The following is a 15,297-nucleotide window of genomic DNA, read 5'->3' as shown; positions in this document are numbered from 1 at the left end:
ACCCAATATATTATGCTGGCAAAGAAGCCATTGTTTATCAGTGTGTTGACTGCTTATAAGCCAGAAATAAGATGAAACATCTGTTTAATTTGCTTTACGGAGTACCTTGTAAGACGAAGCGGAATAGAGGATTCTATGTCCGTCGACAGGACGCCGACACGAGAAACGAACATTAGGATGATGGCGTTTCTTACTCAGGACACGTCAGGAAGGCGTTACAAGGAAGGCTTCAGGACGAAGCAAGAGGATAACGCAGGATGCGTTGAAGGACACCTCCAGGAAGGAGAATGAGAGCCGGTACGGATGTCCGGTGGGGCAGGGAGACCCGGACGTTTCAGGATGAAACAGTCACATCAGGATGATGTGCGCAGGATGCAGCGGTCAAAGGAAGACCAGACCTTCGGGTCAGAGGAAAAGTTGTCATGGATGAGCAGGGAGCACTAAAAGTAGCTGGATTGCTGCGAAACGAACCGGGAGCACTGTTTTTACAGTGCTCCCTTTTTTTATTTCTGCGTGGTCTTTGCTATGCTGCCCGCCGTTCAGATTTTCCCTTGAGGTTTTCATGACGCAACATGACCACGTGCGTGCGCAGCTGCACGCTATCGAAGCTTTATTGCGCGATCATCAACTGTGGCAGGAGACGGCGCCGCAGCCTGAGGCGTTTGAGAGTACGCAACCTTTCTTCATGGATACCCTGGAGCCGTTTGAATGGCTGCAATGGGTGCTCATCCCCCGCATGCATGCCCTGATTGAGGGCGGGCATCCGCTGCCACAAAGCTTTGCCGTCGCGCCCTACTATGAAATGGCGCTGGATGCGGCCCATCCCTCCCGTGAGGCGGTGCTGGCGGCATTGCTGGCGCTGGATACGCTCTTTGGCGACGAAGCATGATTGAGATCCTTTATCAGGATGAGTGGCTGGTTGCGGTCAATAAACCCTCCGGCTGGCTGGTACACCGCAGTTGGCTGGATCGCGATGAAAAAGTGGTGGTGATGCAGACGGTGCGCGACCAGATTGGTCAGCATGTCTTTACCGCTCACCGTCTCGACAGGCCCACTTCCGGCGTACTGCTGATGGGATTATCCAGCGAAGCCGGACGACGTCTGTCGCAGCAGTTTGAGCAGCATCAGATCCAGAAACGTTATCATGCGATTGTCCGGGGCTGGCTGACCGAGGCCGCGACGCTCGATTATCCGCTGATCGAAGAGCTGGATAAAATCGCCGACAAATATGCCCGCGATGACAAAGAGCCGCAGCCTGCGATAACGGATTATCGCGGCCTGGCGACCACCGAAATGCCTGTTGCCACCAGCAAGTTCCCCACCACGCGCTACAGCCTGGTCGAGCTGGAGCCGAAAACCGGGCGTAAGCACCAGCTACGACGCCATCTTTCGCATCTGCGCCATCCCATCATCGGTGACAGTAAGCACGGCGATCTGCGCCAGAACCGCAGCGCCGACGAGCACTTCGGCTGTAACCGTCTGATGCTGCACGCCAGCCAGTTGGACCTGGTTCATCCTTTTACCGGCGAGCCGCTGACCATTCGGGCTGGGCTTGATCCAGTGTGGATGCAGGCGCTGTCACACTTTGGCTGGCGCGGGCAACTCCACGAAAATGAAAGGGTTGAGTTTGATCCCGCCAACGTTCAGGATGAACGTTAATTGCATTCATTGAGGGAGTAAACCATGGCTGTGGTCGGAATTTTTGTCGGTACGATGTACGGCAATTCGCTGTTGGTGGCCGAAGAAGCTGAAGCAATCCTCTCGGGAATGGGCCATAAAGCCACGGTCTATGAAGATCCCGAGCTGGCCGACTGGGAAAAATACCAGAGCCAGTATGCGCTGGTGGTCACCTCGACAACCGGGCAAGGCGATCTGCCGGACAGTATCGTACCGCTGTTCCAGGGCATTAAAGATAAGCTGGGTTACCAGCCGGAGATGCGCTACGGCATTATTGCGCTTGGGGACAGTACCTACGCCAATTTTTGCGGTGGCGGCAAGCTGTTCGACGCCCTGTTACAGGAGCAAAGCGCTCAGCGCGTGGGTGAGATGCTGATGATCGATGCCTCTGAACACCCCGAGCCGGAAAGCGAATCTAACCCCTGGGTTGAACAGTGGGGCACATTGTTAAAATAAGTTTCTGCCCTCCCTGTAGCGGAGGGCAAAAACTCGTTGCCAGTTAACAAAGCGACCTTACAGCCAGTTTAAGGCCATTGAATCGATTAAGCCCTGGGCAATTGCCTGTAAGGCCCTGCGTAAAGTGCGGCTATTAGCAGGCATTTTCACTGCGTCAAGCGACCTGTTTCACACTCCCGTCAATCCCTCTCTTCAGCTCGCCGTTTACCGGTAAGCAGTTTTCATTTCCGTGAAGTCTCTTCCATTAGCCTGGGCTTTTGCCACAAACAACCGCACAGGGCTGTACCAATGTTGTGTTGTTGCACGGTGAGGGGGGCCTGGATCCTTACTTATACTTTTTCCGCCAGTTAATAAAAATGCAGTCAGTAAGGCATAAGACCTCAACGTTCAAAACTGCAAAAACACATACACGTCATTCTGATTACCCTACCGGTTGTGCTGTTCAGAATGAACGTAGCGATAAAAGCTATGATTCAGGAGTGCAAGAATGAGTTCATTAAGCCAGGCGGCGAGCAGCGCTGAAAAGCGCACCAACGCGCGCTATTGGATAGTGGTGATGCTGTTTATCGTCACATCCTTTAACTATGGCGACCGTGCCACCCTGTCGATTGCCGGTTCCGAAATGGCAAAAGATATCGGTCTGGATCCGGTCGGAATGGGTTATGTTTTCTCCGCATTTTCATGGGCCTATGTTATCGGCCAAATTCCTGGCGGTTGGCTGCTTGACCGCTTCGGCTCAAAACGCGTTTATTTCTGGTCCATCTTTATCTGGTCCATGTTTACCCTGTTACAGGGCTTTGTCGATATCTTTAACGGCTTTGGCATTATTGTCGCGCTCTTCACCCTGCGCTTCCTCGTCGGGCTGGCAGAAGCGCCATCCTTCCCGGGTAACAGCCGTATAGTGGCAGCCTGGTTCCCGGCACAGGAGAGGGGTACGGCGGTGTCCATTTTTAACTCCGCACAATACTTCGCTACCGTGATCTTCGCCCCTATCATGGGCTGGCTGACCCACGAGGTGGGCTGGTCACACGTGTTCTTCTTTATGGGCGGTCTGGGTATTGTCATCAGCTTTGTCTGGCTGAAAGTGATCCACGAGCCGAACCAGCATCCGGGCGTAAACCAGAAAGAGCTGGATTACATCGCCGCAGGCGGCGCGCTGATCAACATGGATCAGGCGAAAAGCAAAGAGAAAGTGCCGTTCAGCCACAAGTGGGGTCAGATCAAACAGCTGGTTGGCTCCCGCATGATGGTGGGGATCTACCTTGGTCAGTACTGCATCAACGCCTTAACCTACTTCTTTATCACCTGGTTCCCGGTCTATCTGGTACAGGCACGCGGCATGTCGATTCTGAAAGCCGGGTTTGTGGCCTCGGTTCCGGCAATCTGCGGCTTTGTTGGCGGCGTACTGGGCGGAGTAATTTCCGACTGGCTGATGCGTCGTACCGGTTCACTGAATATCGCCCGTAAAACGCCAATCGTGCTGGGCATGTTGCTCTCCATGTCGATGGTGGTCTGTAACTACGTTGATGCCGAGTGGATGATTATCGGCTTTATGGCGATGGCCTTCTTCGGTAAAGGTATCGGAGCCCTGGGCTGGGCGGTGATGGCAGATACCGCGCCGAAAGAGATCAGCGGCCTGAGCGGCGGTCTGTTCAATATGTTCGGTAACATCTCCGGGATCGTCACGCCAATCGCTATCGGTTATATCGTCGGCACGACGGGTTCGTTTAACGGAGCGCTGATCTACGTCGGAATTCACGCTCTGGTGGCGGTACTGAGCTACCTGGTGCTGGTGGGTGATATCAAACGTATCGAACTGAAACCTGTCGCGGAGCGTTCATGATGAGTACGCAATCAAGCCCAATTGTCACCGAAATGAAGGTGATTCCGGTTGCCGGTCAGGACAGCATGCTGCTGAATATCGGCGGCGCACATAACGCCTGGTTTACCCGCAATATCGTGGTGCTCACCGACAGCGCCGGGAACACCGGCGTCGGGGAGGCCCCCGGCGGCGAGGTGATCTATCAGACCCTGGTGGATGCCATTCCGCAGGTGGTGGGTCAGGAGGTGGCGCGGCTGAACAAAGTGGTACAGCGCGTCCACAAGGGCAACCAGTCTGCCGATTTCGATACCTTCGGCAAAGGGGCCTGGACATTTGAACTGCGGGTCAATGCCGTGGCGGCGCTGGAAGCGGCACTGCTGGATCTGCTGGGCAAAGCGCTGAACGTACCGGTGTGCGAACTGCTCGGGCCGGGCAAGCAGCGTGATGCGGTCACCGTGCTGGGTTATCTCTTCTACCTGGGCGATCGCACCAAAACCGATCTGCCTTATCTGGAACGTTCGCCAGGCAGCCACGACTGGTATCACCTGCGCCATCAGGAGGCGCTCTCCAGCGAGGCGGTGGTTCGTCTGGCAGAGGCGGCGCAGGATCGCTACGGCTTTAAAGATTTCAAACTGAAAGGCGGCGTTCTGCCGGGCGAACAGGAGATTGACAGCGCCCGCGCCCTGAAAAAACGTTTCCCGGATGCGCGCATTACCGTTGATCCCAACGGCGCCTGGTTGCTGGACGAGGCCATCGCACTGTGCAAAGGCCTGGGCGATGTCCTGACCTACGCCGAAGATCCGTGCGGTGCCGAACAGGGCTTCTCTGGCCGTGAGGTGATGGCAGAGTTCCGCCGCGCCACCGGCCTGCCGGTAGCGACCAACATGATTGCCACCAACTGGCGCGAGATGGGTCATGCCGTCATGCTGAACTCAGTGGACATCCCGCTGGCCGATCCGCACTTCTGGACACTCTCCGGGGCGGTACGCGTGGCGCAACTGTGCGACGACTGGGGCTTAACCTGGGGTTGCCACTCTAACAATCACTTCGATATCTCGCTGGCGATGTTCACCCATGTTGGTGCCGCTGCACCCGGCACGCCAACAGCTATCGACACCCACTGGATCTGGCAGGAAGGCGAAGCGCGCCTGACCAAAAATCCACTCGAAATTAAACACGGCAAAATTGCCGTACCGGATGCACCGGGACTTGGCGTGGAGCTTGACTGGGATCAGATCCACAAAGCCCACGAAGCCTATAAGAAACTGCCCGGCGGCGCGCGTAATGACGCAGGCCCGATGCAGTACCTTATTCCCGGCTGGACATTTGACCGTAAACGCCCGGCGTTTGGTCGCCACTGATTAAAGGATTGAATTATGAGCACATTTACTACGCCTGTTGTCACTTCCATGCAGATCATCCCGGTTGCCGGTCATGACAGCATGTTGATGAACCTGAGCGGCGCCCATGCCCCGTTCTTCACCCGTAATATCGTAATTATCAAAGATAACTCCGGCCATACCGGCGTGGGCGAGATCCCCGGTGGCGAGAAGATCCGCAAAACCCTGGAAGACGCGATCCCGCTGGTGGTCGGTAAAACCCTGGGCGCGTACAAAAATATCCTGAATGCGGTACGTAATGAGTTTGCCGACCGTGATGCGAGCGGCCGCGGGCTGCAAACCTTTGACCTGCGCACCACCATTCACGTGGTGACCGGTATTGAAGCGGCAATGCTCGACCTGCTGGGCCAGCACTTGGGCGTCAACGTGGCCTCCCTGCTGGGCGACGGGCAGCAACGCAGCGAAGTCGAGATGCTGGGTTACCTGTTCTTCGTCGGCAACCGTAAGCTTACCCCACTGCCGTACCAGAGCCAGCCGGATGAGCAGTGCGACTGGTATCGTCTGCGTCATGAAGAGGCGATGACTCCGGATGCGGTTGTCCGTCTGGCGGAAGCGGCCTATGAGAAATACGGCTTTAACGATTTCAAACTGAAAGGCGGCGTGCTGGCCGGGGAAGAGGAAGCCGAATCTATTATCGCGCTGGCGAAACGCTTCCCGGAGGCGCGCGTTACCCTCGATCCAAACGGGGCCTGGTCACTCGAAGAGGCGATTCGTATCGGTAAACGCCTGAAAGGCGTGCTGGCGTATGCGGAAGATCCGTGTGGCGCTGAGCAAGGGTTCTCGGGGCGCGAAGTGATGGCCGAGTTCCGCCGCGCCACCGGTCTGCCAACCGCTACTAACATGATCGCTACCGACTGGCGTCAGATGGGTCATACCCTCTCTCTGCAGTCCGTCGATATTCCGCTGGCGGATCCGCACTTCTGGACCATGCAAGGCTCAGTACGTGTCGCCCAGATGTGTCACGAGTTCGGCCTCACCTGGGGTTCACACTCCAACAACCACTTCGATATTTCACTGGCGATGTTCACCCATGTGGCCGCGGCCGCGCCGGGCGATATCACCGCTATCGACACCCATTGGATCTGGCAAGAGGGCAACCAGCGCCTGACCAAACAGCCGTTCGAAATCAAAGGCGGTATGGTGCAGGTGCCGACCACCCCAGGTCTGGGCGTTGAGCTGGATATGGATCAGGTAATGAAGGCGCATGAACTGTACCTGCAGCACGGTCTGGGCGCGCGCGACGACGCAATGGCGATGCAATACCTGATCCCGGAGTGGACCTTCAACAACAAACGCCCTTGCATGGTGCGTTAAGTCCGGTGCCGATTCCTGCGGGAGCCGGCATTTTCTCTTGCGTGACAGGTATATGCTTATGGTAGTCAACATGCGTAAGGACGGCTTATGAAAATAGTTATCGCGCCGGACTCTTATAAAGAGAGCCTGAGTGCCCTGGCTGTGGCGACGGCGATAGAGCAGGGATTTTGCGAGATTTTTCCTACGGCAGAGTATGTCAAACTGCCGGTCGCCGATGGCGGTGAAGGCACTGTGGAAGCGATGGTTGCCGCCACTCAGGGAGACATTATTCAGGTGCGGGTAACAGGCCCGCTCGGTGAGCATGTTGACGGTTTTTATGGCCGTTCCGGTGACGGCAAAAGTGCGTTTATCGAGATGGCGGCGGCCAGCGGTCTGGAGCTGGTCCCCGCGGCCCAGCGTAATCCGCTAAAAACCACCTCCTGGGGAACCGGCGAACTGATCCGCCACGCGCTGGATGCGGGTGTGAAACATATCATCATTGGCATTGGCGGCAGCGCCACCAACGATGGCGGAGCAGGGATGGTGCAGGCGCTGGGCGCAAAGCTGTTAGACGAGCAGGGGAACGCCATAGGTGCTGGCGGCGGCGAGCTGGAGAAGCTGGCGCGCATCGACATCAGCGGTCTGGATAAACGGCTGGCGGCGTGCCGGATTGAAGTCGCCTGCGATGTCACCAACCCCCTGACCGGTGAAAACGGCGCAACGGCCGTGTTTGGCCCACAGAAAGGGGCAACGCCGGAGATGATTACGCGCCTCGATGGCGCGCTGACACAGTATGCCCGGATAATCGCCCGCGACCTCGATGTTGATGTGCTGGGCCTTGCTGGCGGCGGTGCCGCAGGCGGCATGGGGGCGGCGCTATACGCTTTTTGCGGTGCGCAGCTACGCCAGGGCATTGAGATTGTGACCGATGCGCTCAACCTCGACAGCCTGGTGGCCGATGCCGATCTGGTGATCACCGGGGAAGGGCGGATCGACAGCCAGACCATTCATGGCAAAGTGCCGGTGGGGGTAGCGAAGATCGCGAAACGCCACAATAAACCGGTGATCGGCCTGGCGGGCAGCCTGACGGCGGATGTCGGCGTGGTGCACGATCATGGCATCGACGCGGTGTTCAGCGTGATCTACACCATCTGCACGCTGGAGGAGGCGCTGGAAGATGCCGAAGAAAACGTGCGGATGGCGGCGAGGAATATTGCGGCAGTGCTGAAGGTCGGAATGGGCGTGTAGCGTTATTATCTTCTGAAAATTTATACCCCCGGCTCCCTTTATCTTGAGGGAGTCGAGGGTAAAGGGGGAACTCAGGATCCCAGCACCTTCATCGCTTCCCGCGTGACGTTATCCATCTCATCAAGCAGCTCCAGGAACTCCGGCTCCAGTTCGCTTTCCGGCGTCCCGGAACGCAGCTGTTGTTCCAGCAAATGACAAAGATTCTTCAGGCGCGGCACACCACTGTACCCACAGCTGCCGTGTAGCTTATGGATCGCGTCGACGAGGTCTTCCGGGTTCTCACCCACCAACTGTTCCTCCACCTTATTGCGGATCTCCGGCAGGAAGGCCACCAGCATCTGCAGCATCTCCCGAGCAAGGTCGTTTTTGCCCGCCGCCTGGCGCAGCGCCAGCTGCCAGTCGAGGGTGGCATTTTCATTGACCGTGATTTCGGCGGCTTCCGCAGGGGCGACCCAGTTGCCCGCGGCTGGACCAGGCTTGTAGCGCAGCAGCAGGGTGTGCAACTTCTCTTCTTCGATGGGTTTTGCCAGATAGTCGTTCATCCCGGCGCTTAAGAGCTTCTCTTTCTGGCCCGCCATCGCGTGCGCGGTTACGGCGACCACCGGCGTTTGCTGCTGGTGGGGGAGCTGGCGTATCAACTCGCAGGCGCGGATCCCGTCCATGCCGGGCATCTGAATGTCCATCATGATCAGGTCAAACTGCATCTGCTTCGCCAGCTCAACAGCCTGCAAGCCGCTCTCGCACAGTTCGACGTGCTGAACCTGATCCTCCAGCAGGGCGCCGATCAGCTTCAGGTTGGCCGGGTTGTCATCCACCGCCATCACGGTCATCGGCAGCTTACTCTCATCGGCGACGATCGGTGCGGCGTGATAGTTCAGGCGGCAATATTCAGTCAGGGTCGGCAGCAGGCGCGTGGCGGTGAGCGGCTTCAGCAGACAGGCGGCCGCGCCGTCATGTTTAAGCTCTTCGGCGTTGATCTGCGCATGGCACGGCAGGGCCAACAGCAAATAGTCGGTCATCGAAGCGGCTTTCGCCAGCCGCTCCTGCTGCATGGTCAGCTCGCCGGTAAAGGTCACCGGGATCCCCATCAGCAGAATGTCGTAATGCTCAACCGGCAGCGAGGAGAATCCCGGGCTGTAAACCACCTCCAGCGGGGTGGTACTTAAGACATCCAGGGTACTTTGCGCGGCGGCGGTATTAGGCTCTACATACGCCAGCCGTTTACCCTGCAGACAATCCATCACCGGTCGGTCGCTCAGGACATTCGGGTTCAGGTCGAGATTGATATGGAACCAGAAGGTCGAGCCGCGGTTAGGCTGGCTGTGGAAAGAGATATCCCCCCCCATCTCGTTGACCAGTTTCTGGGTGATCACCAGCCCCAGGCCGGTGCCGCCATGACGCCGTGAGATACTGGCGTCGGCCTGACGGAAGGCCTGGAACAGCCGGGACTGATCGCGCTCAGGAATACCAATCCCGGTATCGCGGATCTGCACTTCAATCTGCACTTTGGTATTGCTGATGGCGCGCTTTTCCACCAGCACATCAATGTTACCGCGCTCGGTAAACTTGATGGCGTTCCCTACCAGGTTGGTGATCACTTGCTGCAGGCGCAGCGGATCGCCAATCACGTTATCCGGCACATCATTTTTAATGTTCAGCGTCAACTCCAGCCCTTTGTCGTGGGAGGAGTGCGCCAGCAGGGTGACGACTTCATCCAGCGTGTTGCGCAGCGGGAACGGAATGCTCTCAAGGATCAGCTTGCCTGCCTCGAGCTTGGAGAAGTCCAGCACGTCATTGATGATCGCCAGCAGGTTGTTGGCCGAACGTTCAATGGTATGCAGATGGTCGCGCTGGGTCGGGTTTAGCTCTGTCTTCAGGGTCAGGCGGGTAAAGCCAATGACGCCGTTGAGGGGGGTACGTAGCTCATGGGACATGTTCGCCAGGAACTCCGACTTAATACGGGCCGCCTCCTGGGCGCGCTTTTTGGCCAGATCCAACTCGACGTTCTGGATCTCCATCTGCTCCAGGGTTTCACGCAGGTCTGACGTGGCCTGATCGACGTTATGCTGCATCTCTTCATGGTAGGCCGCCAGCGACATGGCCATCGAGTTGATGCCGTTTTTCAGCATATCCAGTTCGCCGAGCATAAAGCCTTCGACGCGGCTGTCGAGCTGGCCCCGGCGGATACGGTCAACGGTATTAACCATGTTGCGGATCGGGCTGGTCACATCGCGCATCAGGCGCCAGCCGAAAATCAGCGCAATACCGATACAAAACAGCATCATCACCGTGGAGATAAAAATTTCCCGGTACTGCTGCAACCGCACGGACTTGAGATCCAGCTCCAGCGCCACATATCCCAGCATGTTGTTATTGGTCTTGGCATCCGATTCGGCAGATTCATCCTGTGAATAGCTTTCCGAGAGGATCGGCGTGCGCAGGATCAGCTTCTCGTCCTGGCGGATCACGCTCAACCGCTTCGGGAACGCCGTGCCGCTCGGGAGCTTCAGTACGCCGGGGTCCTGCTGGATATTAGAGGTCACAAACAGGCGATTATGTTGGTCATACACAGAGATCACCCGCACAATATCCGAATGGCGGCGGTGCAGGATGCTGATGAGCTGGCCGATAGACTCGCGATTTTGCAGGGCCATGCCGTATTCGCTGGAGACCGCCAGAGGCTCAATAATACTGGCTCCGGCATCTTCGAGCTGGCGCTGCAGATCGTTATAACGGTGCACCACAAAGAAGGTACTCAGCAGCAAACCAATGAGTACGGTAGGGGCGAGGATCAAAATCATCATGCGCGCACGCAGGCTGTAGTTGGTCATGGAGTTCCGTTATGGGACAATTAGAGTCAATATATTCATTTGAGAAAATACCTGGTAATGGCGCAATTCTACTCTGCAAAGCGGCGCGTGACGACGCGTCAGATCATAACTGTTGATGTGACAGACCTCGATCCCTTCGGTCAGGGGGTGGCGCGCCATGATGGTAAAGCCCTTTTTATTCCGGGTCTGCTGCCCGACGAGCGCGCAGAGATCACCCTGACGGAAGAGAAACGTCAGTATGCGCGCGGGCAGGTAAAACGCCGCCTTAATGACAGCCCCCAGCGCGAGACGCCGCGCTGCCCGCACTTTGGCGTCTGCGGCGGCTGCCAGCAGCAGCATGCCAGCGTCGCGTTACAGGAGCGCAGCAAAAGCAATGCTCTGGCGCGGTTGCTGAAGCACGACGTCAACGAAGTGATCGCCGATAAACCCTGGGGCTACCGCCGCCGGGCGCGCCTGAGCCTGAACTATCAGCCCAAAACTGCGCGTCTGGAAATGGGCTTTCGCAAGGCTAATTCCAGCGACATCGTTGATGTCAAACAGTGCCCCATTCTGGTGCCCCAACTTGAGGCATTGCTGCCAGAAGTGCGCAAATGCCTCTCTGAGCTGCAGGGCGTTCGCCACCTGGGCCATGTCGAACTGGTGCTGGCCAACAGCGGCCCGCTGATGGTCCTGCGTCATACTGCACCGCTTTCGGCAAAAGATCGCGAAAAACTGGAACGCTTTTCGCATTCCCATGAGCTTGACCTTTATCTCGCCCCGCAAAGCGAGATACTTGAGCAACTGAGCGGTGAAACGCCCTGGTACGATTCAGACGGGCTACGCTTAACGTTCAGCCCGCGCGATTTCATTCAGGTCAATGATGGTGTTAACCAGCAGATGGTAGCCACCGCACTGGCCTGGCTGGATATTAAGCCTGAGGACCGGGTGCTCGATCTGTTCTGCGGAATGGGTAACTTTACCCTGCCGCTGGCAAAACGGGCGCACAGCGTGGTGGGTGTTGAAGGCGTGGCGGCGCTGGTGGAGAAAGGGCGTGACAATGCCGTTAATAATGGGCTGCAAAACGTGACATTTTTTCACGAGAATCTGGAAGAAGATGTCACCCGGCAACCCTGGGCCGCGCACGGCTTCGACAAAATTCTGCTGGATCCGGCACGTGCAGGTGCGCCAGGCGTAATGCAGCATATTATTAAACTGGCCCCTAAACGCGTGGTCTATGTTTCCTGTAACCCGGCGACGCTTGCCCGGGACAGCGAAGCATTATTAGCGGCGGGTTACCAGATTCAGCGTCTGGCAATGCTTGATATGTTCCCGCACACTGGGCATCTGGAATCAATGGCGTTGTTTGAACACAACTGATGAGTTTCGGCTTGTCGAATTCGACAGGCAAGGGTCCCTAAAGGAGAGGACAATGGTTGCGGTAAGAAGTGCACATCTCAATAAAGCTGGTGAGTTTGACCCACAAAAATGGATCGCAAGTCTGGGGATTGCCAGCCAGCAGTCGTGTGAACGCTTAACCGAAACCTGGGCTTATTGTCTGCGCACCACCACGGGGCATCCTGATGCCGAGCTGCTGCTGTGGCGCGGCGTGGAGATGGTGGAAATCCTCTCCATGCTGAGCATGGATATCGACACTCTGCTTGCCGCCATGCTGTTCCCGCTGGCCGACGCTGAAGTGGTTTCCGAAGAGGTGCTGCGCGAAAGCGTCGGTAACTCGATCGTGTCGCTGATCCACGGCGTGCGCGACATGGCGGCCATCCGCCAGCTTAAAGCTACCCACACGGATTCCGTCTCGTCCGAACAGGTCGATAACGTTCGCCGTATGCTGCTGGCCATGGTGGATGACTTCCGCTGCGTGGTCATAAAGCTTGCCGAACGTGTTGCCCATCTGCGGGAAGTGAAGGACGCGCCGGAAGACGAGCGCGTGCTGGCGGCGAAAGAGTGCACCAATATCTATGCCCCTCTGGCAAACCGTCTGGGTATCGGGCAGCTGAAATGGGAGCTGGAAGATTACTGCTTCCGCTACCTGCACCCGGCAGAATACAAACGCATTGCTAAACTGCTGCACGAACGCCGTATCGACCGGGAACACTACATCGAGGAGTTTGTCGGCGGCTTACGTAAGTCAATGAAAGAAGAGGGCGTGAAGGCCGAAGTTTATGGTCGTCCGAAGCATATCTACAGCATCTGGCGCAAAATGCAGAAAAAGCATCTCGCCTTTGATGAGCTGTTCGATGTGCGCGCCGTGCGTATCGTTGCCGAGCGTTTGCAGGACTGCTACGCCGCACTGGGGATTGTTCACACCCATTACCGTCACATGCCGGATGAGTTTGACGATTACGTCGCCAATCCGAAGCCGAACGGCTATCAGTCGATCCATACCGTGGTTCTGGGGCCGGGCGGTAAACCGGTCGAAATCCAGATCCGCACCAAACAGATGCACGAAGAGTCCGAGCTTGGGGTTGCCGCCCACTGGAAGTACAAAGAAGGCACCTCAGGCGGGGCGCGTTCCGGCCACGAAGATCGCATCGCCTGGCTGCGAAAGCTGATTGCGTGGCAGGAAGAGATGGCCGACTCCGGCGAGATGCTTGATGAAGTACGCAGCCAGGTCTTTGATGACCGGGTCTATGTCTTTACGCCGAAAGGCGATGTGGTTGACCTGCCGGCAGGCTCAACGCCGCTCGACTTCGCGTACCACATCCACAGTGACGTGGGGCATCGCTGCATCGGCGCTAAAATCGGCGGTCGTATTGTGCCCTTTACCTACCAGTTGCAGATGGGCGACCAGATTGAAATCATCACCCAGAAGCAGCCAAACCCAAGCCGCGACTGGCTTAACCCGAACCTGGGCTACGTCACCACCAGCCGCGGGCGCTCTAAAATTCACGCCTGGTTCCGCAAACAGGATCGTGACAAAAACATTCTGGCTGGCCGTCAGATCCTCGACGACGAGCTGGAACATCTGGGCATCCACCTGAAAGAGGCAGAAAAGCAGCTGCTGCCGCGCTACAACTTCAACGAGCTGGATGAGCTGTTGGCCGCCATCGGCGGCGGGGATATTCGTCTTAACCAGATGGTGAATTTCCTGCAGGCGCAGTTCAACAAACCGAGCGCGGCTGAGCAGGATGCGGCGGCGCTGAAGCAGCTTCAGCAGAAGAGCTACACCCCGCAGCACCGCAGTAAAGAAAAAGACAACGGTCGGGTGGTGGTGGAAGGCGTCGGTAACCTGATGCACCACATTGCCCGCTGCTGCCAGCCAATTCCGGGTGACGAGATCGTCGGCTTTATCACCCAGGGGCGCGGGATCTCTATCCACCGCGCGGATTGCGATCAGCTGGATGATTTACAGTCCCACGCGCCGGAACGTATCGTCGATGCGGTGTGGGGCGAGAGTTACTCCGCGGGCTATTCGCTGGTGGTGCGGGTTTCTGCCAACGATCGCAGCGGCCTGCTGCGGGATATCACCACCATTCTGGCGAACGAAAAGGTCAACGTGCTGGGTGTTGCCAGCCGCAGCGACACCCGCCAGCAGCTCGCCACCATCGATATGACTATCGAAATCTATAACCTGCAGGTGCTGGGCCGGGTGCTCGGCAAGCTGAACCAGGTACCCGATGTCATCGACGCCCGTCGTCTGCACGGCGGATAGTCACACCTTCTTTTGTAGGCCGGGTAAGGCGCAGCCGCCACCCGGCATTTTTTTTATCAGGACCGAATTATGAATCAAATTGACCGCCTGCTCGGCATTATGCAACGCCTGCGCGACCCGGAAACCGGCTGTCCGTGGGACAAAGAGCAGACTTTTGCCACCATCGCCCCCTACACCCTGGAAGAGACCTACGAAGTGCTGGACGCCATCTCCCGGGAAGATTTTGACGATCTGCGCGGCGAACTGGGTGACCTGCTGTTCCAGGTGGTGTTTTACGCGCAAATGGCCCAGGAAGAAGGGCGCTTTGATTTCAACGATATCTGTGCCGCCATCAGCGATAAGCTGGAACGCCGCCACCCGCACATCTTTGGCGATGCCAGCGCTGAAAACAGCACCGAAGTGCTGGCCCGCTGGGAGCAGATCAAAAGCGCCGAACGCGCTGAAAAATCTCAGCATTCGGCGCTGGACGATATCCCTTTAAGCCTGCCTGCGCTTATGCGTGCCCATAAGATCCAGAAACGCTGCTCGACGGTCGGGTTTGACTGGACTTCTTTAGGCCCGGTGCTCGACAAAGTGCATGAAGAGATCGACGAGGTGATGCACGAAGCGCAACAGGCGGTCGTGGATCAGGATAAGCTGGAAGAGGAGATGGGCGATCTGCTGTTTGCCACCGTCAATCTTTCACGTCATTTAGGGGTCAAAGCCGAAGTGGCGCTGCAAAAAGCTAACCTCAAATTCGAACGTCGCTTCCGGGAAGTGGAACGCATTATCGCCGCCCGTGGCCTGGAAATGACCGGTGTGGACCTCGAGGCGATGGAAGAAGTGTGGCAGGAAGTAAAACGCCAGGAATCTGATCTCTAACGGGTTTTTGCGATCAAGCGCAATTTGTGTGATTTTTTAAATGACAAGCGCTTGATTTGCGTC

The 15,297-nt window shown here is 57.1% G+C and carries 11 protein-coding genes; 10 read left to right on the top strand and 1 reads right to left on the bottom strand.

Annotated features, from left to right (window positions below; genetic code table 11):
- Nucleotides 1-562: 562 nt before the first annotated feature.
- From ABIE02_RS13810 to ABIE02_RS13780, 7 genes are all read left to right on the top strand, one after another.
- The gene (locus ABIE02_RS13810) at nt 563-889 is read left to right on the top strand and encodes a YqcC family protein (RefSeq protein ID WP_148569536.1); all 327 of its coding nucleotides are present in this window, start codon (nt 563-565) and stop codon (nt 887-889) included.
- Nucleotides 886-1,659, top strand: a complete 774-nt coding sequence (gene truC / locus ABIE02_RS13805) for a tRNA pseudouridine(65) synthase TruC (protein ID WP_336995078.1) — start codon at nt 886-888, stop codon at nt 1,657-1,659. The genes ABIE02_RS13810 and truC overlap by 4 nt, the downstream gene beginning before the upstream one ends.
- A gap of 24 nt (nt 1,660-1,683) precedes the next feature.
- Nucleotides 1,684-2,133 (top strand): flavodoxin, encoded by a 450-nt coding sequence (locus ABIE02_RS13800; protein WP_336995077.1) that lies wholly within the window; start codon nt 1,684-1,686, stop codon nt 2,131-2,133.
- Nucleotides 2,134-2,620: 487 nt separating this feature from the next.
- Nucleotides 2,621-3,976, top strand: coding sequence for a galactarate/glucarate/glycerate transporter GudP (gudP, locus tag ABIE02_RS13795; protein ID WP_032613696.1), 1,356 nt, complete (start codon nt 2,621-2,623; stop codon nt 3,974-3,976).
- Nucleotides 3,976-5,316, top strand: coding sequence for an enolase C-terminal domain-like protein (locus ABIE02_RS13790; RefSeq protein WP_032613771.1), 1,341 nt, complete (start codon nt 3,976-3,978; stop codon nt 5,314-5,316). The genes gudP and ABIE02_RS13790 overlap by 1 nt, the downstream gene beginning before the upstream one ends.
- A gap of 12 nt (nt 5,317-5,328) precedes the next feature.
- Nucleotides 5,329-6,669 (top strand): glucarate dehydratase, encoded by a 1,341-nt coding sequence (gene gudD, locus ABIE02_RS13785; protein WP_032613694.1) that lies wholly within the window; start codon nt 5,329-5,331, stop codon nt 6,667-6,669.
- A gap of 87 nt (nt 6,670-6,756) precedes the next feature.
- Nucleotides 6,757-7,896 carry a glycerate kinase gene (locus ABIE02_RS13780; protein ID WP_336995076.1) on the top strand — a complete coding sequence of 380 codons (1,140 nt, stop codon included), beginning with the start codon at nt 6,757-6,759 and terminating at the stop codon, nt 7,894-7,896.
- A 71-nt stretch (nt 7,897-7,967) separates the two neighbouring features.
- Here ABIE02_RS13780 and barA read toward each other — a convergent pair whose 3' ends face one another.
- Nucleotides 7,968-10,727, bottom strand: coding sequence for a two-component sensor histidine kinase BarA (gene barA, locus ABIE02_RS13775; RefSeq protein WP_032613690.1), 2,760 nt, complete (start codon nt 10,725-10,727; stop codon nt 7,968-7,970).
- Between the two features lie 57 nt (nt 10,728-10,784).
- On the opposite strand from barA, the gene rlmD reads away from it, so the two are divergent.
- The 3 genes from rlmD (at nt 10,785) to mazG (ending at nt 15,234) form a co-directional block, all read left to right on the top strand.
- Nucleotides 10,785-12,083, top strand: coding sequence for a 23S rRNA (uracil(1939)-C(5))-methyltransferase RlmD (rlmD, locus tag ABIE02_RS13770; RefSeq protein ID WP_059307285.1), 1,299 nt, complete (start codon nt 10,785-10,787; stop codon nt 12,081-12,083).
- A gap of 52 nt (nt 12,084-12,135) precedes the next feature.
- Entirely contained in the window at nt 12,136-14,373 is a 2,238-nt protein-coding gene (gene relA / locus ABIE02_RS13765; protein ID WP_032613687.1) for a GTP diphosphokinase, read from the top strand.
- A 69-nt stretch (nt 14,374-14,442) separates the two neighbouring features.
- Entirely contained in the window at nt 14,443-15,234 is a 792-nt protein-coding gene (mazG, locus tag ABIE02_RS13760; RefSeq protein WP_077227391.1) for a nucleoside triphosphate pyrophosphohydrolase, read from the top strand.
- Nucleotides 15,235-15,297 lie beyond the last annotated feature (63 nt).

The organism is Leclercia sp. 1548 (assembly GCF_050435045.1).
In the GTDB taxonomy this organism is placed as follows: domain Bacteria; phylum Pseudomonadota; class Gammaproteobacteria; order Enterobacterales; family Enterobacteriaceae; genus Enterobacter; species Enterobacter adecarboxylatus.
This window is presented reverse-complemented; position numbering and strand designations above follow the sequence as displayed.

What these genes read in the sequence shown, in the direction of transcription:
- ABIE02_RS13810 (WP_148569536.1), top strand. Translation starts at nt 563, where the DNA reads ATGACGCAACATGACCACGTGCGTGCGCAGCTGCACGCTATCGAAGCT.
- truC (WP_336995078.1), top strand. Translation starts at nt 886, where the DNA reads ATGATTGAGATCCTTTATCAGGATGAGTGGCTGGTTGCGGTCAATAAA.
- ABIE02_RS13800 (WP_336995077.1), top strand. Translation starts at nt 1,684, where the DNA reads ATGGCTGTGGTCGGAATTTTTGTCGGTACGATGTACGGCAATTCGCTG.
- gudP (WP_032613696.1), top strand. Translation starts at nt 2,621, where the DNA reads ATGAGTTCATTAAGCCAGGCGGCGAGCAGCGCTGAAAAGCGCACCAAC.
- ABIE02_RS13790 (WP_032613771.1), top strand. Translation starts at nt 3,976, where the DNA reads ATGAGTACGCAATCAAGCCCAATTGTCACCGAAATGAAGGTGATTCCG.
- ABIE02_RS13780 (WP_336995076.1), top strand. Translation starts at nt 6,757, where the DNA reads ATGAAAATAGTTATCGCGCCGGACTCTTATAAAGAGAGCCTGAGTGCC.
- barA (WP_032613690.1), bottom strand. Translation starts at nt 10,727, where the DNA reads ATGACCAACTACAGCCTGCGTGCGCGCATGATGATTTTGATCCTCGCC.
- rlmD (WP_059307285.1), top strand. Translation starts at nt 10,785, where the DNA reads ATGGCGCAATTCTACTCTGCAAAGCGGCGCGTGACGACGCGTCAGATC.
- relA (WP_032613687.1), top strand. Translation starts at nt 12,136, where the DNA reads ATGGTTGCGGTAAGAAGTGCACATCTCAATAAAGCTGGTGAGTTTGAC.
- mazG (WP_077227391.1), top strand. Translation starts at nt 14,443, where the DNA reads ATGAATCAAATTGACCGCCTGCTCGGCATTATGCAACGCCTGCGCGAC.